This window comes from Paenibacillus sp. TCA20, assembly GCF_000732325.1.
Classification (GTDB): Bacteria; Bacillota; Bacilli; order Paenibacillales; family Paenibacillaceae; genus Paenibacillus; species Paenibacillus urinalis.
Map to the genome: position 1 here is coordinate 60,171 of NZ_BBIW01000005.1, position 20,533 is coordinate 80,703.

The 20,533-nt window shown below is 44.6% G+C and carries 17 protein-coding genes; 12 read left to right on the forward strand and 5 right to left on the reverse strand.

The window, feature by feature from the left end:
- Positions 1–114: 114 nt before the first annotated feature.
- The 7 genes from TCA2_RS11205 to TCA2_RS27990 all read left to right on the forward strand — a co-directional run bounded on the left by TCA2_RS11205 (position 115) and on the right by TCA2_RS27990 (position 5,242).
- On the forward strand, positions 115–1,428 hold the full coding sequence (locus TCA2_RS11205; protein WP_047911714.1) for a sugar ABC transporter substrate-binding protein: 1,314 nt from the start codon (positions 115–117) through the stop codon (positions 1,426–1,428).
- Positions 1,429–1,519: 91 nt separating this feature from the next.
- On the forward strand, positions 1,520–2,416 hold the full coding sequence (locus tag TCA2_RS11210; protein ID WP_047911968.1) for a carbohydrate ABC transporter permease: 897 nt from the start codon (positions 1,520–1,522) through the stop codon (positions 2,414–2,416).
- Positions 2,417–2,447: 31 nt separating this feature from the next.
- Entirely contained in the window at positions 2,448–3,281 is an 834-nt protein-coding gene (locus TCA2_RS11215) for a carbohydrate ABC transporter permease (RefSeq protein WP_047911715.1), read from the forward strand.
- Positions 3,282–3,375: 94 nt separating this feature from the next.
- Positions 3,376–3,678 (forward strand): hypothetical protein, encoded by a 303-nt coding sequence (locus TCA2_RS11220; protein ID WP_238546354.1) that lies wholly within the window; start codon positions 3,376–3,378, stop codon positions 3,676–3,678.
- Positions 3,679–3,935: 257 nt separating this feature from the next.
- A complete protein-coding gene (locus tag TCA2_RS11225) occupies positions 3,936–4,346 on the forward strand; it encodes a VOC family protein (RefSeq protein ID WP_047911716.1) in 411 nt (136 codons plus the stop codon).
- Between the two features lie 101 nt (positions 4,347–4,447).
- Entirely contained in the window at positions 4,448–4,756 is a 309-nt protein-coding gene (locus TCA2_RS27985) for a helix-turn-helix transcriptional regulator (RefSeq protein ID WP_338000054.1), read from the forward strand.
- Positions 4,757–4,759: 3 nt separating this feature from the next.
- Positions 4,760–5,242 (forward strand): GyrI-like domain-containing protein, encoded by a 483-nt coding sequence (locus TCA2_RS27990; RefSeq protein WP_047911717.1) that lies wholly within the window; start codon positions 4,760–4,762, stop codon positions 5,240–5,242.
- 204 nt (positions 5,243–5,446) lie between these two features.
- Here TCA2_RS27990 and TCA2_RS11240 read toward each other — a convergent pair whose 3' ends face one another.
- Together TCA2_RS11240 and TCA2_RS11245 are read right to left on the reverse strand one after the other, a co-directional pair.
- Positions 5,447–6,190, reverse strand: a complete 744-nt coding sequence (locus TCA2_RS11240) for a YqcI/YcgG family protein (protein WP_047911718.1) — start codon at positions 6,188–6,190, stop codon at positions 5,447–5,449.
- 145 nt (positions 6,191–6,335) lie between these two features.
- Positions 6,336–8,558: a methyl-accepting chemotaxis protein gene (locus TCA2_RS11245; RefSeq protein WP_047911719.1), complete on the reverse strand. Its 2,223-nt coding sequence runs from the start codon at positions 8,556–8,558 to the stop codon at positions 6,336–6,338.
- Positions 8,559–8,788: 230 nt separating this feature from the next.
- Between TCA2_RS11245 and TCA2_RS11250 the strand changes: the two genes are divergently transcribed.
- Together TCA2_RS11250 and TCA2_RS11255 are read left to right on the forward strand one after the other, a co-directional pair.
- A complete protein-coding gene (locus TCA2_RS11250) occupies positions 8,789–9,472 on the forward strand; it encodes a DNA alkylation repair protein (protein WP_047911720.1) in 684 nt (227 codons plus the stop codon).
- A 130-nt stretch (positions 9,473–9,602) separates the two neighbouring features.
- Positions 9,603–10,835, forward strand: a complete 1,233-nt coding sequence (locus TCA2_RS11255) for a metallophosphoesterase family protein (RefSeq protein ID WP_152557708.1) — start codon at positions 9,603–9,605, stop codon at positions 10,833–10,835.
- A gap of 162 nt (positions 10,836–10,997) precedes the next feature.
- On the opposite strand, the gene TCA2_RS11260 is transcribed toward TCA2_RS11255, so the two are convergent.
- The gene (locus tag TCA2_RS11260; protein WP_152557709.1) at positions 10,998–13,226 is read right to left on the reverse strand and encodes a glycoside hydrolase family 127 protein; all 2,229 of its coding nucleotides are present in this window, start codon (positions 13,224–13,226) and stop codon (positions 10,998–11,000) included.
- 143 nt (positions 13,227–13,369) lie between these two features.
- Here TCA2_RS11260 and TCA2_RS11265 point away from each other — a divergent pair, with 143 nt between their 5' ends.
- Both TCA2_RS11265 and TCA2_RS11270 read left to right on the forward strand, forming a co-directional pair.
- Positions 13,370–14,266, forward strand: a complete 897-nt coding sequence (locus TCA2_RS11265; RefSeq protein WP_047911722.1) for an AraC family transcriptional regulator — start codon at positions 13,370–13,372, stop codon at positions 14,264–14,266.
- A 356-nt stretch (positions 14,267–14,622) separates the two neighbouring features.
- Positions 14,623–16,845, forward strand: coding sequence for a LamG-like jellyroll fold domain-containing protein (locus TCA2_RS11270; RefSeq protein WP_052511907.1), 2,223 nt, complete (start codon positions 14,623–14,625; stop codon positions 16,843–16,845).
- A 75-nt stretch (positions 16,846–16,920) separates the two neighbouring features.
- Here the strand turns inward: TCA2_RS11270 and TCA2_RS11275 are convergent, their stop codons facing one another.
- Both TCA2_RS11275 and TCA2_RS11280 read right to left on the reverse strand, forming a co-directional pair.
- Positions 16,921–17,823: a DMT family transporter gene (locus TCA2_RS11275; RefSeq protein ID WP_370510352.1), complete on the reverse strand. Its 903-nt coding sequence runs from the start codon at positions 17,821–17,823 to the stop codon at positions 16,921–16,923.
- Positions 17,824–17,825: 2 nt separating this feature from the next.
- Positions 17,826–18,677: an AraC family transcriptional regulator gene (locus TCA2_RS11280; RefSeq protein WP_047911724.1), complete on the reverse strand. Its 852-nt coding sequence runs from the start codon at positions 18,675–18,677 to the stop codon at positions 17,826–17,828.
- Between the two features lie 206 nt (positions 18,678–18,883).
- Here TCA2_RS11280 and TCA2_RS11285 point away from each other — a divergent pair, with 206 nt between their 5' ends.
- Positions 18,884–20,431 carry a BCCT family transporter gene (locus tag TCA2_RS11285; protein WP_047911972.1) on the forward strand — a complete coding sequence of 516 codons (1,548 nt, stop codon included), beginning with the start codon at positions 18,884–18,886 and terminating at the stop codon, positions 20,429–20,431.
- The last annotated feature ends 102 nt before the right edge of the window (positions 20,432–20,533 follow it).

A 20,533-nucleotide genomic window follows, 5' to 3' on the forward strand; every position in this document is an offset into this window, starting at 1 on the left:
CATATCCCGTTCAATGGATAGTTCAACCCGATTTATAATAAAAGCGCTTACAAAAAATACTTCGTAGTGAAGTCATCTACATTCAGCACCTAAAATTCATGGGAGGGAAAAATGATGACAAGAAAACAGGCTAGAGGGGCGATGCTTGTACTCGCGCTGTTGTTCTCCACAATTCTTCAAGCATGCAGCGGAGCAGGAAGCGAAGGATCGGACGGAGAGTCGGGGGAAAAGGTAAAGATCAAATGGGCAAGCTGGGGCAACCCGGGAGAACTCAGCCGGTATCAGGAGCTGACGAAAGAATTTAACAGCACGCATGCTGACATTGAGGCAGAATTTATTCCGATCCCCGGTGAGTACGACCAAAAAATTCTGACACAGCTTACAGGAGGAACAGCCCCGGATATCTTTTATGCCGGAGATGGACTTATCGTTAAATTGATTGAGAACAACAGTATTGAGAATCTTACACCGCTTATGGAGGCGGAAGGCAGCCTGATTAAAGAGGAGGACTACTTTCCAGGGTTATGGGGTGCAGCTCAGCGGGACGGACAAACCTATGGTGTTCCCGTAGACTGCAATCCGATGGTGCTCTGGTATAACAAAAAGGTGCTTGAGGAGGCGGGAATAACGGAACTGCCTGCAGAGTTGCAGGGGCGCGGAGAATGGACATGGGACAAATTTGAGGAGATGACGACCAAAATTCGTGAGAGCAATAAATACGGATACGTATTGGATAACAGCTGGAACACTTATCATAGCTGGGTTACTTCGAACGGAGGCCAGATTTATGATGGGAATGGTCAATTTATCGGAGCAACGGATGAGCGCTCCAAGGAAGCATTTCAGTTTCTATACGATAACGTAAGAGTAAAGAATATTACGTTCTCAGGCACCCTTCCCAAAGGACAAGGCGGAGATGCAATGTTCATGTCCAACCAAGTTGGCTTTGTCGGTGCTGGGCGCTGGTACCTGCCGTTGTTTAAGAAAAATGCCAGCCTGGAATATGATGTCGTGACATGGCCGACAAACACCGGCAACAAAATCGAGCCGGCAGGGATAGCCACTGCCTATCTCGTGCTTAATAAAGCCTCAAAGAACAAAGAGGCAGCCTTTCAGTTCTTCTCCGAATATCTCAACAGCGATGGTCAAAAATTCCGCCTGCAAGGCGGTAGTAATGCCGTTCCATCCGTTGGAGGGGTTGATGAAGTTGTACTTGAGGGCAACCTTCCTGAGCATGCACAGCTGTTCTTAGATGCACGTGAGGTGGGTTATGCACTTACTCCTGCTGAGGCGGGTATTCCAGGATTAACTCAGGACATCGCCTCCAAGTTCGAGGCGCTATGGCTGAAAGATCAGCCGCTGGAATCTTCTCTCATGGATATTCAGACGATGGCGAACCAGAAGATCGACGAATATAAGAGCAAGTGATATTGATCATGTACCCAGCTAAGGAGGTGTCTGTATAGTGAACTTGCAGCTGCCGAGACCTTCGTTACCCTCTTCATCTCCGAAGGGTGAAATGTCCTCGGGAACAACATGGACCAACAGAAGGAAAGACGGCTTGTGGGGATATTTCTTTATCTTCCCGCAATTATTGGGTTTAATCTGTTTTGCCCTGATTCCGTTAGTTTCTGCCTTTGCCATCAGTATGATGAACTGGGACGGCATGGGAACGAAAGAGTTTGTCGGATTTGCCAATTTTGCTTCCCAGCTGAAGGATGAAGAATTTCGGATCGCTGTCGTCAACACGATCTACTATACGATTCTATCAGTACCGACAGGGATTGTTCTCGCGATGCTTGTTGCGGTTGGACTGAACAAGGTGAAGGGCAAGGTCTTTTATAGACTGATTTACTTTATGCCTAATATTACGATGTCCGTTGCGGTTGCTGTTGTTTTTATGTGGCTGTTCAATGCGGATTTTGGCCTGATCAATCTGTACTTACAGGAGTGGTTCGGCATACAGGGACCGCAGTGGCTGACTGATAGCAGATTTGTTATGCCTTCTATCGCTCTGCTAAGTATCTGGATGGGGCTTGGAGGAAATATGGTCCTCTTTCTGGCGGGTCTTCAAGGAATTTCGCCCACATACTATGAAGCCGCGCAGATCGACGGGGCAAGTAAATGGCAGCAGCTCAAGTACATTACGATACCACTGTTGTCGCCAACCACCTTTTTCGTAACCATTATGTCCGTTATCGGCTCATTTCAGGTCTTTGACCAGTCCTTTGTCATGACATCGGGCGGACCAGCAAAAGCCAGTTATACGATGGTTTATCATATTTATGAAATGGCATTTGTTGATTTTACTTTTGGAAAAAGCACGGCAGCGGCCGTCATTCTATTCATCGTCATCCTTACCCTTACATTGTTCCAAATGAAAATGTCGAAGCGTTGGGTGCATTATGAGGATTAGAAGGCCCATCTTATGAGAGGAGGAACCACGAATGCCGCTTAAAGGCTTCAGGATCAGTACGCTGCTGCTTCATTTTGTGTTAATCATCGGCGCCTGTATCATGGCTTTGCCTTTTGTCTGGATGCTGCTCAGCTCCTTGAAGGACTTGTCCCAAGTGTTTGTCGTTCCGCCGAAATGGATTCCTGATCCGTTTGTATGGACCAACTTCAGGGATTCTCTCACTGCGCTGCCCTTTGGCAGAGCTTATCTCAATAGTCTTTACATTAACGTCATTGTTGTCCTATGCCAGCTTATTACTTGTTCTATGGCAGCATATGCCTTTGCAAAAATCAAATTTCCGCTGCGGGAGCCTCTGTTCGTCATGTTTCTCGCAACTATGATGGTTCCTGGACAGGTGACCATTATTCCACTGTATTTGATGTTTAAAAATATCGGCTGGCTGGATTCCCATCTCGCCATCATCATCCCATCTGCGCTGTTGAACGCGTTTGGCGTTTTTCTACTGAGACAGTTCTTTCGCGGAATACCAAAGGACATGGAGGAGGCATCGATAGTGGATGGCGCAGGGAGGCTGACCATCTATGCTAAAATTATGCTGCCGCTGATTAAACCGGCATTGTCTGCCTTAGGTATTTTTACTTTTCTCGGCATGTGGAACAACTTCTTTAATCCTCTTATCTTTCTAAACAGTCCAGAGAAGTTTACCGTGCCGATGATGTTGAATTTATATCGAGGGATGTATTCAACGGACTGGACGCTAATGATGGCAGGTGCATCTATTGCCCTAATTCCGGTTCTGATCGTCTATGTAATCGGGCAAAGATACATCATTGAAGGAGTAACACTTTCGGGAATCAAAGGATAGAAAATTTATTATAATCTTTTACTCCCTTGGGTAAGATCCCATCACTCTTTATACAAAATAAAGAATAGTCCAAGATGTCGTAATTGGGAAAGTCTTGAATGAATTCTTATCGTATATGCAAAGCCGTCCCTTCTACTTCATCGTGTTATGTCCTGATCCGGAAATGGTTGCGGAGCGAGAAGCTGCAAGAGACAAGAAAGGATACGGCGATTGGAGTCTGCATGCCCTTGATCAAGTATTAAGGAATGAAACTTCTCCTGTCGGGATGCGGCCTAACGCGCTTTCGATAATTTTAAATTACGGATCGAAGGACGAGATCCTATCTCCAAACGAGCTGATAGAAGATTTATTAAAGGTCATATCTGAAATTCAATCCCGTTATATCCATCAACAATAAATGGAGGAGATATAAATGACGATTCTAGTAACCGGTGCGACTGGGACGTAGGAAGACATCTTGTTCATGAACTTGTACAAATGGATAAAAATGTTAGGGCAGTTTTACGTCATCCGGACAGAGCCGTTCTCCCGGAAGGCGTTCAGGTTGTATATAGGGATCTTACTGAACCAAAAGCAGGCGAATTATTCAAAAAAGGATGTCCAATATAGTAAAAAAATGGTATGATCTGATCATCCTAATCGATGAGGTGAATTATGGCTCTTCAATCCAAACAAATATTTGTGAACCTGCCTGTTAAGAATTTAAACGCTTCAATTGAATTTTTCTCTTCTATCGGCTTTGCATTCAATGAACAGTTCACTGATGAGAACGCTACCAGCATGATTATCAGTGACCAAATCTATGCGATGCTGCTGACAGAGGATCGTTTTAAATCCTTTATCAGCAAACCGGTAGCAGACGCAAAAGCCGCTGCACAGGTTATCCTCTGTTTATCTGCAGATAGCAGAGAGCAGGTAGACGAGATAGCGGACAAGGCTATAGCAGCAGGAGGAAGATCATACAGTGAACCTCAGGATCATGGCTTTATGTACGGAAGAAGCTTCGAAGATTTAGACGGACATCTGTGGGAGATTATGTGGATGGACCCGGCGACCGTAGAATAATGATTTAATCGGAAGCCCTCTTACAAGCGCTTAATCAGCGTTTCAATAGAGGGCTTTTTATGTGTTATCGGTAGAAAGATCATATACTGGAGGAGATCAATATCACGGAGGTTGCAAAACAAGCAGATACATCACTTTATCAGTTTCAACCTATGTTTATCTACCTGACGGATATTTCTGTGGGCGAGTACATCCGGCGGAGACGTCTAACCTTGGCAGCACAAGAACTTAGCAGAACGGACAGCAAGGTGATTAATATTGCTCTGAAATACGGCTACGACACTCCCGAAGCATTTACCAAAGCTTTTCGCAGGCAGCATGGTATTACTCCGAGTGAAGCGAGAAAGCCGAGTAGTCAACTTATTTCATTTAACCGTTTGGTGATCCAGGTGAGTTTGAGAGGAGCATAACCGATGAAGTACAGAATTGTAGAAAAAGACGCTTTTGATGTTGTAGGTATTCATCGAGATTTTTCACTATCTAATGGAGACAATATGGTGATGATTCCACAGATGTGGAAAGAAGTGCATGAGAACGGGATTAATGACCAGTTATTCGGCTTGAATAACGGAGAGATCAAGGGAGTGCTCGGTGTCTGCGTGTCCAATGAGGAGCAGCAGAAAGAACAAATGATGACCTACTGGATTGCAGCGGATTATCGGGGGCAGACTCCGGAGCATTTGTCAAAGCTTACAATTCAAGCTGCGAAATGGGCTGTATTTGAAGTGGTTGGTCCTATGCCTGATGCGATGCAGAAGGTGTGGAAGCAAATTTATACTGAGTGGTTTCCTTCTAGCGGATACGTGCAATCAGGCTTCATTGAGTTCGAGTACTATACAGATCAAGATCCTTACAGTCCCGATTGCTATTCAGAGATATGGATTCCTATAAAATAGCACTGTAACGAATAGCTGTAACGATGAAAAGAACCTATAGGATAAGCAGGGTGCTGTGTTATAACAGGGCTCTGCTTATTTGTTTATTGTAAGAATTAATAAGAGTATATCTGAGAATTTATCAGACGAATCTGTAGTGACAGCAGCGCTGGGAAGAGAGTGATTTTATTGAACTTTGTTGGAGCGCTACTGTTTACTAAAATCTTAAATTTTCTTCATATGCAGATGGGCAAACGGACATTTACCCGTAGCTGGCTGTTCATCGTCGCTCAGAAAATATTGCTTCCATTCAAAATTGTCCTCACTGCCATAGAAGTTCAAATCTGGGTGAACACCGATTTCATCATACTCGGTAATTCTTTCTCTAATCTTTTTCTTAATTTGAGCAGCGGCCGACATGTTCTTATTGAATTCGGTAAGCACCCAGCGAGGGGTAATGGCAAAGATAAAGTAAGGGAAATGCCGGCTTTGCCTTCGCTGATGAGCGGGAGTTGCACAATACATAAAATATTGCTCATCACCATAGCAGTATTCCCACACGTTATGATCCGGGTCTTGCGGAATCTGCTCAGGCCACGGCTGTTCATCACGCGCGCTCGTTTTACTAAGCACATCCCAGAACAGACCCTGATAATCTTCTACATGGTAATGCTCAACTAGATCTGCCGGGGTTTCGAAAATAGCAATGAGAGAAGTATAGTTGCCGATTTCTTTTGACTGCTCTCCATAAGCAGCAAGGCTCTTTGCCAATTGCTCCGAAGCTTGTGGTGTTCGGGGATCACTAAGAAATACATAGCGGAAATGATTCAATTTATATCCAATGGTTGCAGGTATGCAGGGGAATTTGTGGTCGGTATCCGACATTTTCGCAGAGAAAAAACGATAAGCTTCTTCCATCCAGCCACCTGGTGATGCATGCTCTAAATTTTCTTTATCAAACATCAGCATTGATCTCGGCCTCCTTATGTTGCTATTACTGTATTAAAGGAGGCCCAAATGTGTGTATTTGTCTATACATTACGTTCTCAGCATGCTGTTGAGATAAGTTGTAATGATTGCTGTGATCTCATCTCTTGCGTCTTGATGACCACATTTAACGAGTGCGTGATTCAGATAGTTTGAATTGGCTGACCATTTGATCGAGCAGAAGAGTGGTGCTTTCTACATTTTGGGAGGTGTGTCGTACATTCTTAATTTCGTGAATTAGTTCCATAACTTTGGATTCAACCTCTGTTGATATCGCTCGATTTTCAATACTGGTGCCTGCGATTTTCTCCATCAGCATCACAACTTCATCTACGACTTGAGTCTTGCGGGCATTTTCAACAGAAGCTGCTGATAATAGCTCTATAGCGGCGGATACTAACTCATTCCCTTCATGAACAACTCGGCTTCCTTCATCCATGAATTTGTAGGCTTGAACGGCATCGTCACGTATGTTTTTAATAATCTGATGCACTTCTGCAGTTGATTCGTTGGTCATCTCGGAGAGTTTACGGATCTCAGAAGCCACTACAGCAAAACCTCGACCATGCTCTCCGACTCTGGCTGCCTCAATGGAAGCATTTAAGGCAAGCAGCTGCGTCTGCTCCGAAATCTCCTCAATCGCTCTTACTACACTGCGAATTTGCTCGGTAGTATGCATAAATGTTCGGATTGATTGGTTTGTATCTTCCACTTTTTCATGAATCTGCTGCATTTTATCCCCGATTCTTTCGACCTCAGACTGCGCGATGGCGATTTCCTTGGATGCGTCCAGTTCGATCTTCTGAAGCTGGGTACGCATTTGACCTGTCACTTCCTTAGCCACGTCAATATCGCGAAGCTGATCAAGCGTGTGCTGAATCATGTTTTGAACATTTTGATTCACTCGCTGGGTCGAGCCCGCTGTTATTTTCGTTGATTCATTTAACGTATGCTGGCTGGATAATACATCTGCCGCCGCAGTTTTTACTCTTAGCATGATGCCTTCAAGGGAATCAATCATATTGTTAATCCATTTGGCTAGTTCACGGGTTTCATCGTTTCCAAACTCATTTGGTTTCAGACGCTGAGTTAAATCCCCTTTACCTTCTGCATTTATTCGTATGAATCGGGTAATATCTCTTAGTCCTGCGACAATTTTCGTAGTTTCTTTTTTATGTACGATTGTGAAGATCGTGAGGATGGAGAGCAGCTGAATGACTCCGGCAAGAAGAGCTCCCATCCAAATCGAAGAATAGGTTGCTATAAAATACGTAATGGCACCGGTTATAATCGAACCCATGACTGCTAACAATGCTTGTTGTTTCAATTGATTGTATCCTATACTTCGTATCCGGTAGACTTCCTCTAGATCGCCTTCGCACATCATCCCCCAAGTATCGGGGCAATGAGGAAGTCGAAAGGTAACACCTTTGCCTATGACAGGGATATGGCGATAGTCTGAGTAACCTGGAAATTCCACAAATAAGTTACTGCCATAACGAATGGTATTTGCGACACCGGGGTGAAGCTCGTTCGTAGACGGATCAGTGAACATTAATTCAAGTTCCGTATGTTCCTTTACTGAAACCGTTCCCCAGTCGGTGCTTATGCCGTCTTTCAGATTTTCACCATGGGTGAAGGTATGATCTTCAAACCTGCTTCGAGAAAGAGCTGTTCCAGGAAGGATACTCGTATTAAGCTCAGGTCTCGCCATAAAAATATAATTATCACCGGAATCCGGATAGATATGTCCTGATTCTCTTTGAATCAAATCACCGATCACGTCATTGGGGATTCTTGCGCAGAGAGAGCCCATGTAATGATCATCCTGCCATATCGGTTCAATGAACAATAGAGTCATCTGATCATGGAAAGTGGAAGAGCGAGGTCCGATTTGTAGAGTGAGCGGATCTCGATAAGGTCCGAATAGACATTTCCTGTCTTGATGATCAGAAGAGGATACGTATGAGATCCCTTCCCATAAAGCATGGGCTTCCGAATATTTCGCAGCAATATGCGATTCGTAAGTGGAGTAAATCACCTGATGATTACTATCTAGTAGAAAAAGCTCAGTTATGTCCGTTGCCCGGCCGCAGGTCTGAGCAAACAATTGGCTCCGATTGCTCATCTGATCGTTGTCAAAGAGTGAAGACTCGCCTGCCACAGATTTCAATTGCGTAAGCAGCTGCTCCAGATGGCGCCAATAATCCTCCGTCCAAGATATCAGAATGTTCATTCTTGTTTCTGCGATTCCTTCAAAGATTTCCTCTACATCTTTCTTAAGATTTTTGTTTAATTGGTATGAACGCCATAACGGCAACCCTTTTTTGAATCCTATCCAATCAAACATAGATCCACCCCCACGTTTTCTCTTTGGATTTTTAATGAATATAATACCATATACCTATAATAAATAGGTGGTTATTCCAAAATATTTAAAACTTTATACCTGGTTCATATGAACTATGAAGTAGCCTATTGAATTAATCTTAATCGATAAAACACGAACGTATGTGCTATAATTGCGGAGTGAGTGACTTGAGTAGAAATAGATGAAATGAAGAGGAGTTTAGAATATCCATGAATAATCAATTAAAGGAACAACTGCTTGCCTTATCCGATCAGAAATATCAGCAGTTTACAGCACGGCTTATACCGAATATTACGAACCTTCTCGGTGTCAGACACCCTGAGCTGCATAAGCTGGCCAAGACGATTGCCAAAGGCGATTGGCGTACATATCTAAAACAGGCTGATGACGAGTATTTTGAAGAGGTGATGCTTCAGGCAATGGTTCTTGGCTACATCAAGACTGATATTGACGAGTTGCTGGAATATGTAGCTGCTTTTATACCCAAGATTACGAATTGGTCTATCTGTGACAGCTTTTGCAGCGGACTGAAGATAACGAAGAAGAACAAAGCGCGTGTATGGGAGTTCGTTACCCCTTATTTGTCATCTGAGGATACCTATCATGTACGTTTTGGTGTCGTGATGCTTCTCACTTACTTTGTTGATGAAGAATACATTGAGGAGGTGCTGCAGAAGCTCGACACCATACACAGCGAGGAATATTATGTTCAGATGGCTGTTGCTTGGGCAATATCAATCTGTTATATCAAAATGCCGGAGCAAAGCACGAAATATCTGTTAGAGAGCTCACTAGATAAGTTCACTTATAACAAGGCTCTGCAAAAAATAACGGAATCTTATCAAGTTAGTGCGGAGCAGAAAGAGCTGATTCGCACTATGAGAAGAAAATGATAGAAGAAGACTTGTTAATGATATTTTCAATGCGTTTGAGAGCTAAGACGAACCGGGTAAATGTTTAACAGACTGGTGCTGGTCTGCTCCTTGGAGGGAGCAGGTGGATGCCGAAAAGTAGGTGCTTAGCTTGAATACGATAATGTGGATCATTCTAATAGCTATGGCTGCAATCTGTGGCTACAACATCCTTTCGTCGATTTTACAATCGAGAGCGCGTAAGACTTCGGTGCAGATTGTAACGACAGTTCATGATAATCCGTCTACAAGCAGGGCTTTTACCTGGCACAGTCGGAATCCGAATAGCCGTGATGCTCAGCTGCAAATTACAAAGGGGAATGTGGGAGACTTCGAGCACAGCTCTGTTACGAGCTATGAGGCCAACCATTCTGCCCTCAGATTAGAGGGTCAGGATATCGCTGTCCATCGAGTCGTAACAGCTGATCTCAAGCCGAGCACAATGTATAGCTATCGAGTAAGAGACAGCAGCGAGGGAGATTGGAGCGAACCGCATACTTTTACAACGGCAGCGGAAGAGATATCAGAGGTCTCATTCATTTATGTGACGGATTCCCAGGCGGATAAAGTGAATGAATTTCGTCTATGGGAGAATACGATGAAGCAGGCGTTTGCCCGATTTGCAAATCCTGACTTCGTTGTGCACGCCGGAGATTTGGTTGAAACAGCAGCGAAGAAGAGCGCATGGAGCCATTTTTTTAATGCCAGCATGTTCTGGATTGGAAAGACGCCCATTGTTCCGGTCGTTGGTAATAATGATATCAAAGACATCGGAGCAGCCCGTTATGCTTCCTATTTCCATCTTCCAGAGAATGGAGCTGAAGCGCTGAAGGGAACACAGACGAATTATTCCTTTGACTACGGCTGCTTACATATTGCGGTACTAAATACGGAGAAGTGTATTAAGCAGCAAACGAAATGGCTCGAAGCGGACCTGGCAGGAACTCATTGTGAATGGAAGATCATGGTGATGCATCGACCCATCTATGGCGGCACGATTACGAAAAAGCTGGTGGATTGGTCTCGCATTATCGACAAATATAAGGTGGATCTGGTGCTCCAGGGTCACAATCATGTGTACTCACGTTCACATCCTGTGAAGAATGGAAGGGTCACCGGGGATGGAAGCGATACGGTGCGAGATCACGAAGGTGCCATCTATGTCGTAGTCAATGCCAGCGGACCCAAATTCAACAAGCTGAAAGAGGATCAATTCTATCATAAGCTGCATTTTCAAAATAAAAAGCAAATCTATGCCGGAATTTCGATCTCGGGGAAAACGTTGACGTATCAAGCCTATGACGTGGACGGTCAACTGCTGGATCAATTTACAATTCAACATTGAAAGAGATATAGAGGCTCGCATCTGACTCCAATATGGAGTAGGACGCGAGCCATTTATGTTTATGTTCGTTTAATTAATCCCCGGAATATGTTACATAATGGCTTCTCACTTATTCTGTGTGTTCAAGGGTTATGCTCACCAATTCTATATTGGCAGGAGCGTTTATCTCTTCACGGTACGGACGCCGGCTACCGGTGCTACCTTGTATCCGCCCGCTGCCACAAATCGGATGCGAATCTTATCCTTACCTGCTGTTATCGTCTCAGGCAGATCATATATGAATGTCTCCAGCTGGTTGAGCTCCTCAGATTCAAGCAAGCCCTGGCCAAGCGTTATTCCGTCCGCTTCCATGTGGAAGCGAATCTTTGGATCAGATGTTTTTAGATAAGTAACTGCAAGGCTAACCGGAGCATCCGGATGGACCTTCATCTCAAATGAGAACCAGCCAGACGGCCATGTATCTCTGTATTTTCGATTGTAGATTCTGCCCAGATTTACATGCTCGCCTTCAAACTCATGATCCCGTTCCGGCTGCATTTCAGCAGGCTGCATAAAGTCGATCGTGATCTCCTCCAGCCTCTCTTGATAGGCTGCGCTTTCCCGATATTCTGCCTCGGTCTGCGTCCATTCTTCCGGTGTGAACACGTCAAAATAGACGGTATAACGATGATCGTAGAGTGAGTAGAACGGTCTGAAATAAACATCAGAGCCACGGTCAGTCAGATGATAGAGTTGTTCCCCGGCCGGCGTGATGCGGGCTGCGATATCTTCAGGCGTACCGATCAGTACCGCTGGCAGCTCACGTTCCTTGACATTCATCGCATATTCATAATCTGCAGCCAGCACTTGCGGACCGTACATGAAGGCAACACGTTTAGGATTGTCCGGCATGACTTCCACTCTGACACTCATTGGAATGTCATATTCTACAACATCCCCATCCTGCCATTTCCTAGTGAGTGAAATGTAAGTAGAAGACGGAGCGTTAACTGGTAAGGCTTCACCATTTACTTTAATGCTCATGCCTTTCTCAGCCCAGTAAGGACAGCGGATTTGGAGTGTAAACTGAACCTCGTTATCCGTATGGACCGTTAAGCGGCCTGTCGCTTCTTGAGGGAAGCGGGTCTCCTGCTGTAGGGTCACGCCTAGCTCTTTCCATTGAACCGTAGACGGGACATATTGATTCACGAACAAATTTCGATCTTGATGAAAATAAATGGCGCTCCCGTATAAAGAGTGGCTTTCCATACTTGATCCTACACAGCACGTAAAATCCTCGAATTGAGAGTTGAACGATTTTTGTCCACCCATTTCCAGGGATACAAAATAGCAGACGCTGCCATCCGTCGGGTTCTGAGAAGCAAGAATATGATTAAACATGGCTCGCTCGTAATAATCTGCATAATGCGCAAGGGCATCCCACTTGAACATATGTCTGGTCAATTTCAGCATGTTGTAAGTGTTGCAGGTTTCACATGTGCCTTCCCCAAGCCGGTCATTCAGCTGATCCGGTTCGCCAAAGTGTTCATTGTAGCTGTTCCCCCCGATAACGTAGGAATGGTGATGAACAACGCGATCCCAGAAAAAGCGGGTAATATCCGCATATTTCGGTTCTCCAGAAGCTTCGAATTGTCTCGCTGCTCCAATAATTTTGGGGATCTGGGTGTTGGCATGACGCCCGGCGAGCGTGTCTTTTTCCTCAGAAATATCGTTTAGTACTTCTCCATGATAAAAGCGTTCAGCCAGCTTAAAGAACTTGTTATCACCGGAATGTTCAGCGAGATCGGTAAGCACTTCGTTCATTCCGCCAAATTCACAGTGCAGCACTTGCTGCATCTGCTCTTCGGTAAGTCCGGCACAGACATCATCAAGCCATTCCCCAAGCCGAATCTCAACTTCCAGTGCTAGCTGATTACCCGTAAGGGTATATGCATCACGCAGTCCGGCAAACAGTTTATGCATCGTATAGAGCGGAACCCAGCCGCCGTTCAGATCAAACCCTTGGGATCGGATATCCCCGGCTTTAATTTCCTCGAACAACTCTCTCCCTCGCGGGATACCGGATACATAGCCGTTGCCGTGACTGTCCTGGCATACTTTTAGCTCCTGAGTGACGTAATCAGCACGCTGTTTAAGCTCTTCATTTCCTGTTGACGCATACATCAGTGCACATCCGGACAAATAATGTCCCAAGGTATGACCGCTGATACCTCGGGATTCCCATCCTTCATAGTGAGCAGCCTTTGGTGTTAGTCCTGCATACTCACGAAAACGAGATAGTAAACGATCCGCATCCAACTTCAGCAGGTAGGCTGTATTTAGTTCCATCGCATGTTTAAGAGGACCGGCATCCACTCTGACGTGGTGCAGGTCAAATGCAGCAGCTTTCAATGTCATTCTCTCCTTATGTCTTGCCAGCAATGAGAAGCAAGTGTATATTTTTATCATTAAATTACCATTCATCACTTGATTTGTCGGTAGATTACGGTTACATAAGGTGGACATTTCCGACAGACCTACTTGGGGGTACGCATATGAATTATTTGAAGATTAATGGGGATCAGCCTGTGCATTTCTTGGCGGCAGGGGAATTTATTTCTGAAACGGAGTGGATTCATTTGGACCGGATTATGGGTGTTTACGAGCTCATTATCGGGGCGGAGGAGAAGGTATATATTGAGGAAGACGATACACAGTATGAGATCAGCCGGGGAGACATCTTACTGCTGCAGCCCGGACACCGGCACAGGGGATACCGAGCATCTAAGCCTGGTGTGAAGTTCTATTGGTTCCATTTTGATTGTCCGAAGCCGCCACAGATTCTAAGTTCATCTGAAATGGAAGAAGAGAGCCTGTCGATCCATTCAGAGCCCGTGCTGGCTTGGACCGTGTCTGATCTATATCTTCCGCAGTATGCTTCAGCTCCTTACGGTGACCGGATCCATATTATTGTCAACCAAATTCTGCACGTAGCCAATTCAAGCTACTATACGAAGCAAAGTGTACATTACTTGATGACCTCGCTCCTTATCGAAATATCCGAGCTTACCCTGCAGCGGCTTGCAGAGCAGATCACACGGGTGACCGAAGGCAAATCACATTTTGTCAAAATGATGGAGTGGACGAAGCTGCACGCGGCTGAGCCGCTGACTGTAAATATGATTGCTCTTAAATTCAATTATCATCAGGACTCGGTATCTCGAATGTTTAAGCAATATACCGGCATGGGTCCGCTCGCCTATATTCATCAAATACGGATGGAGAAGGCGAAGGGGCTGCTGACTCGGACAAGCCTGTCCATAAAGGAAGTAGCCGAGGAATCGGGCTATCCAGATGAGAAGTATTTTATGAGATTGTTTAAGCGAACGGTAAATATGACACCGACCCAATTCAGAAATGCGTACCACCAGACTTTTATGAACAATGTTTAATTTAGCCATTGAATACGCATACAGATGGTGCTATTATTTAACAAATAGTTAAATATATTTATATATTTGTAAACTATTTGTCGATGTACATACCTCATATTCAGTCTTTTCATACGTCGATCGGTTCTTTGTGTAAGCGTTTTACGTTGACTCTAGTTTCATACTTTTTTTGATGCAAAGGAGAGGGATGTTTTGCGTAATTTACTCAAAGCTAGCAAAAAAGCCGCCGTGTTAACGACTACACTCACGGTATTATGCAGCGTTATTGGAGCTTCAGGGTATGCGAGTCCAGAAGTGGATACGGCTAAGAAGGGGAGAAGCCTGCCAGTAAAGCTCCCGTGTTTCAGGAGGGCTCGGTGCATGACCCATCTGTAATCAAGGTGGATGATACCTATTATGTGTTCGGTTCTCATCTTGCTGCTGCGAAGACAGATGATCTGACGAACTGGGATATGGTCGCAGCGGGTGTTGCCGATGGCAATAAGCTGATACCAAATGTGACAGAAGAACTCAAGGAAACGCTTGAATGGGCACAGACGAATACCTTGTGGGCAGCCGATGTTATTCAGCTCGAAGATGGACGTTATTATATGTACTACAATGCTTGTAAAGGGGATTCTCCAAGATCTGCACTTGGTGTAGCGGTAGCGGATCATATTGAAGGGCCTTATGTTGATCAAGGAATTATGCTGAAATCCGGCATGTGGGGCGAGCCGAGTGAGGATGGAACCATTTACGATGCCACCATTCATCCGAATGCGGTAGACCCGGATGTGTTTTTCGATGAGAACGGGAAGCTATGGATGGTATACGGATCTTATTCAGGTGGTATTTTCATCATGAAATTGGACCCCGAAACCGGTAAACAGCTGCCAGGACAAGGCTACGGCAAGAAGCTGATGGGCGGTAACCACAGCCGGATCGAAGGTCCGTACATTTTATATAGTCCTGAAACCGATTACTACTATATGTTTGTATCCTTTGGCGGGCTGGATGCGGTAGGCGGATATAACATCAGGGTTGCGAGATCCAAGAATCCGGACGGTCCGTATGTGGATGCAGAAGGAAATGATATGATTCAGGTCAAAGCAAATCCTGAACTTCCTCTGTTTGATGATCGGACAATTGAACCGTTTGGTGTGAAGCTGATGGGAAACTATCAATTCACGAGAGCGCTTGGAGATCCGGGAGCAGGCACAGGCCTTGGCTATATTTCTCCAGGTCACAATTCAGCATACTATGATGAAGAGACAGGCAAGCATCTGCTATTCTTCCATACCCGTTTTCCAGGTCGTGGGGAAGAGCACGAGATTCGCGTCCATGAAATGTATATGAATGACAAAGGATGGCCAGTCGTAGCGCCATACCGCTATACGGATATCCAGCAGGAGGAAGTGAAGAAGAACGAAGTAGCAGGCAGCTATAAAATTGTGAATCACGGCAAAGACATTTCAGCAGAGCTCAAAACATCCGTTATTGTAACGCTGGAGAAGAACGGCAAGATCAGCGGCGATGTGAAGGGGTCTTGGAGCCTGGATAAAGACGGGACTGCAACACTTAAGGCAGATGGCGTTACCTATACAGGGGTTTTCACGAATGAATGGGACGAATTGGCCCAGAAAAATGTAGTAACCTTCAGCGTATTATCTGATTCCGGAGTCGCCATATGGGGCAGCCAAATGGAGGAAATGAAGGATAAGGAGGTTGTTGCAGCAGTTAAGAAAGACCTCAGTTTAGGTAATACTTCTGCTGTATATCAGAACCTTGCACTTCCTGTAAGTGGAACCAGAGATAGTGTGATTTCATGGACTTCTTCGAATGAAGATGTCCTCTCCAAGGCTGGAATCGTCACAAGACCCGCCGCTGGCGAGGATAATGCAGTAGTGAAGCTTACAGCAACGATTCGAAAAGGTAAAGTACAGGACACCAAAACGTTTAACGTCACGGTACTTGCAGAAATCGAAGGCCCGAAGCTGGTCGAGTATGATTTTGAAGGAATATTGGGACAATCGGTTCCTGATCTCAGCAGCAACGGATTTGATGGTACACTGATTGGTGGGGCTGAACCACAAGGATCTGGCAAACAAGGTCAAGCCATCAAATTCAATGGTACCGACGGTTATGTGGAAGTACCTGAGTTAGTCACAGATGCTGAAGACTTCACTTTTGCAGCGTGGGTATACTGGAACGGCGGGGGAGATTGGCAGCGAGTCTTTGATTTTGGCAATGGGCTGGGCAAGCATATGTTCCTGACACCTTCTCAGCATCTGGGAGTGATGCAGTTTACCATCCATAATGGAGTGGATCAAAGTCTTCTCGCACCTGCGAAGCTTCCGGTGAATGAATGGACGCACGTAGCAGTTACTCTTGAAGGAAACACAGGCAAGCTGTATGTGAACGGCGAGGTCGTAACGACGAGCGATCAGATGACTTTTAATCCGAAAGAGCTCGCCACGACCGATGCGTATCTTGGCAAGAGCCGTTATGCGGCAGATCCGTATTTAAACGGCAGCCTCGATGAAGTGAACGTATACAATAAGGCACTTACAGATGAAGAAATTAAAGAACTGGCTGAGTAATACAAACTAATATGAACTGTATAGAAGAAGGATGGATCTTTCGAAGCCCACTGGCCTCAAGCGATCCATCCTTTTTTAATGATTACTGTATTGAGGCTTTGTTCTGCGTTCAGAAATAAATGAACCGACCAAAGTGAGGACTGCTCCAATCACTATGGCCCAGGAAAGGGGCTCACTCAATACCAAATGCGAAGCAATGACCGTAATGACGGGGACGAAATAAATATAGATACTTGTCTTGACTGCGCCTAGAATGCCCACTGCGCGATTCCAAGTCACGAAGCACAGTGCGGATGCGCCAATACCAAGATAAAGTAAATGCAGCAGGCTCATTGGTTCGGTTAACTTTGAAAAGCTTAGGTCTATATCAAATAGAAGCAGTGTCGGCAGCATAAAGATTAAACCATAGAAGAACACTTTTCGTGTAGATCCGATAGTATGATAGTTCCTTTCGCTGATTTTTTTCATAAGCACGGAATAGATTGCCCAAAAAATAGGCGCGAGGATGGCTAGGAAATCACCGAGAGGATTTAGTTTGAGCACAAAACTGCCATTGAATCCTATCAATAGGATACCGATAAGAGCAATGATAAATCCTACTATAAATGATACGCTAAGTTTTTCGCCTTCCAGAAAAAAATGTGCAAATAAAGCTGTGAAAAAGGGTGCAATGGAAACGATGATGCCTACACTTGCTGCAAGAGTTAGGGTCAAAGCGATATTTTCCAAGAGAAAATAAAGGGTTACTCCACTTAATCCAGCACCTGCAAACAATAGTTCTTCCTTTATTGAGCTCGTTTTAACCGTTCGAGGGTAGAGCAGCAACAAAATAAAATAACCAATAAGGAACCGTAAAAATAACACCTCAATCGGATTGAAGTCAGACAGCAGAAGCTTGGTAGAAACAAAAGTAGTGCCCCATATAAAGATCGTGAACATGGCAAGTATATGTCCTGTTGATCTGGCTTGCTGCTGTATCATTATGCCTTAGCCTCCGTAAATACGGTTTGTGATGTTTGATCGGTAAAGATACTCATATATTGTTTTGGCGTAAGTCCAATGAGCTTTTTAAAATAATTTGTGAAATGGCTCTGGTCACTGAACCCGGTACGAATAGCCACCTCAATAGGGAGAACTCCTTGCTCTAGAAGCTTTTTGGCATGAATAATGCGTTGTGTCTCTAGATAGCTGTAAGGAGAAATTCCTTTTTGTTTGGTAAACGAACGGAGTAAATAATATTTACTCAGACCTGTGAGCTTACATAAATCTTGAAGGGTAATCGTTTGATCGAAATTTTGATCGATGTATTTGCATACCGTTTTGATTTCTGTGCGAAGACAGGATTCATATGAAGGGATGAACTCCTCGGTATGATCTCTTAAGAGATTTTCTATAAGTAATAGGAGTAATTCCTCTTTTTTAAAATCAGATTGGTCCTCGGAAATCATTGTGTGCAGATCGCGTAAGGTATCTGCGATTTCACTATTTCTCAGAACAGGTTGCTTAAAATAGGGTGTTTCATGCTTCCCCGTAATGTCAAATACATATTTTTGCATGATGCTAGGCTGTATATTTATACAGCGGTAATCAAGCGTCCTGCCATCAACTTGCTCACATGCATGGGGATCATAAGGATTGAAGATAATAACATCACCCGTGTTGATGATGTACTCTTCATTCTTACAAGCCAAGTAACGCTTTCCTTGTTCAATAAACCCCAATACATAATAATCATGAAAATGGTTAGGGAATTTTTGCATAATTCCTTCAAATCGATAAGCTTCCACTTCCAAATCTGTATCATAACAAACCGTCCTATTTTCTTGAGCCACTCGCTGCACCAACTCTCTATAATCTGTCTCGCTGATGTCATTATATTATAACCAAGCTTGTGATTCTTGTAAGATGTTGCTCATTGTAGTTGAAGATAAAAAGTCTCGTACACCGTTTATTTACATGGAATTCGGTTTAAATAGCAATACTGTAGAGGTATTGATAAATAAATAGGTATGAGGTGGGATTTTTGATTCGAAAATTAATGAGAGATAAGGTATTTAGCATTTCAGCTATCATCATCACTCTCCTTGCTGTACTGGGTGCCTTAATGCCCGATGCATTCGGTAACACAGCAAGCATGCTGTACAATTTAACAACCAATAATTTTGGTTGGTTTTATCTGCTGTCTATTTTCGTTATTATCGTGTTCCTCATCTGGGTGGCTGCCAGTAAGTATGGAACGATCCGCTTAGGCGGGGAGAAAGAAAAGCCGCAGTATCCCTTTTTTACATGGATCGGAATGCTGTTCTCAGCCGGTTTCGGTGTGGGTCTCGTATTCTGGGGCGTAGCTGAACCAATGAGCCATTTCTTTGATACGCCATTTGGAGGCGTGGCATCACAGTCGGAAGAAGCTGCACGCGTTGCCATGGGCTATTCCTTCTTTCACTGGGGAATCAGTCAATGGTCTGTATTTGCGCTCGTTGGTCTCGTCATTGCATTCCTTCAATTTCGTAAGGAGAAGGATGGACTTGTATCTACAGCGCTGGAGCCCGTTACGGGTAATAAACCCGCAGTAAAGAAAACGATTGATATTCTGGCTGTCATTGCTACGGTTATGGGGATTGCGACCTCCATCGGACTAGGTGTTATGCAAATGAGCGGTGGAATAAGCACTTTGACAGGAACCAGCAACGGTACGCTTATTCAATTAGGAATACTTGTTGCTATATTTATTGCGTACATGATCTCATCGACGACAGGTCTGGACAAAGGTATCAAGTATCTAAGTAATTTAAATCTGGGTGTAGCACTGCTGTTCCTTCTATTTGTATTTACGCTTGGTCCGACGGTGTTTATTCTGGAGACGTTTACGCTGGCACTGGGTGACTACATAACGAATTTCATATCGTACAGTCTACGCTTGCAGCCCTATACTGAGGGGACTTGGGTAAGAGATTGGACGATATTCTACTGGGCTTGGGCGATTGCCTGGTCCCCGTACGTAGGCGCTTTTGTAGCAAGAGTATCCAGAGGCAGAACGATCAGAGAGTTTATCGTAGGAGTTATGGTCGTACCGCCGCTCATTGCCTGTCTCTGGATTGCAACCTTTGGTGGAACGGCGATTTGGTTCGATCTTCATGAATCCACAGGCATCGCGGCAGCGGTTAACGAGGATGTTACTTCGGCATTGTTCCAGCTCTTTGGACAGCTGCCATTCTCAACGGTCATGTCCATTTTGTCTATTCTGCTCATCCTTACTTTCCTTGTCACTTCTGCAGATTCGGCAACTTACATCTTGTCCAGCATGACAACGAAAGGGAGCTTGAACCCGCCAATGACGGCGAAGGTGGTGTGGGGAACATTGATGGCTGCCATCGCGGGGGTTCTCTTATACAGCGGCGGTCTCGAGGCGCTTCAAACCGCATCATTGATAGCCGCCTTACCATTCACTGTAATATTGCTGCTCCTAATCATCGCTGTTGTGAAGCTGCTTAGGAAGGAACCACTCCCGATCAGGAAAGCAGATCTGAGACGATATCGTCGATTGGAAGAAGCTGCGAATAAAGCATCTGATAAACCAAGAAAATAGGAAGGAAGAAGCAAGCGCTTAAAGGCGCTTGCTTTTTTTTTGCTATTTTTGCTATTAGGTTTGTGTATAGTTATTTACGATCTTTAATCAAAGAATAAATGT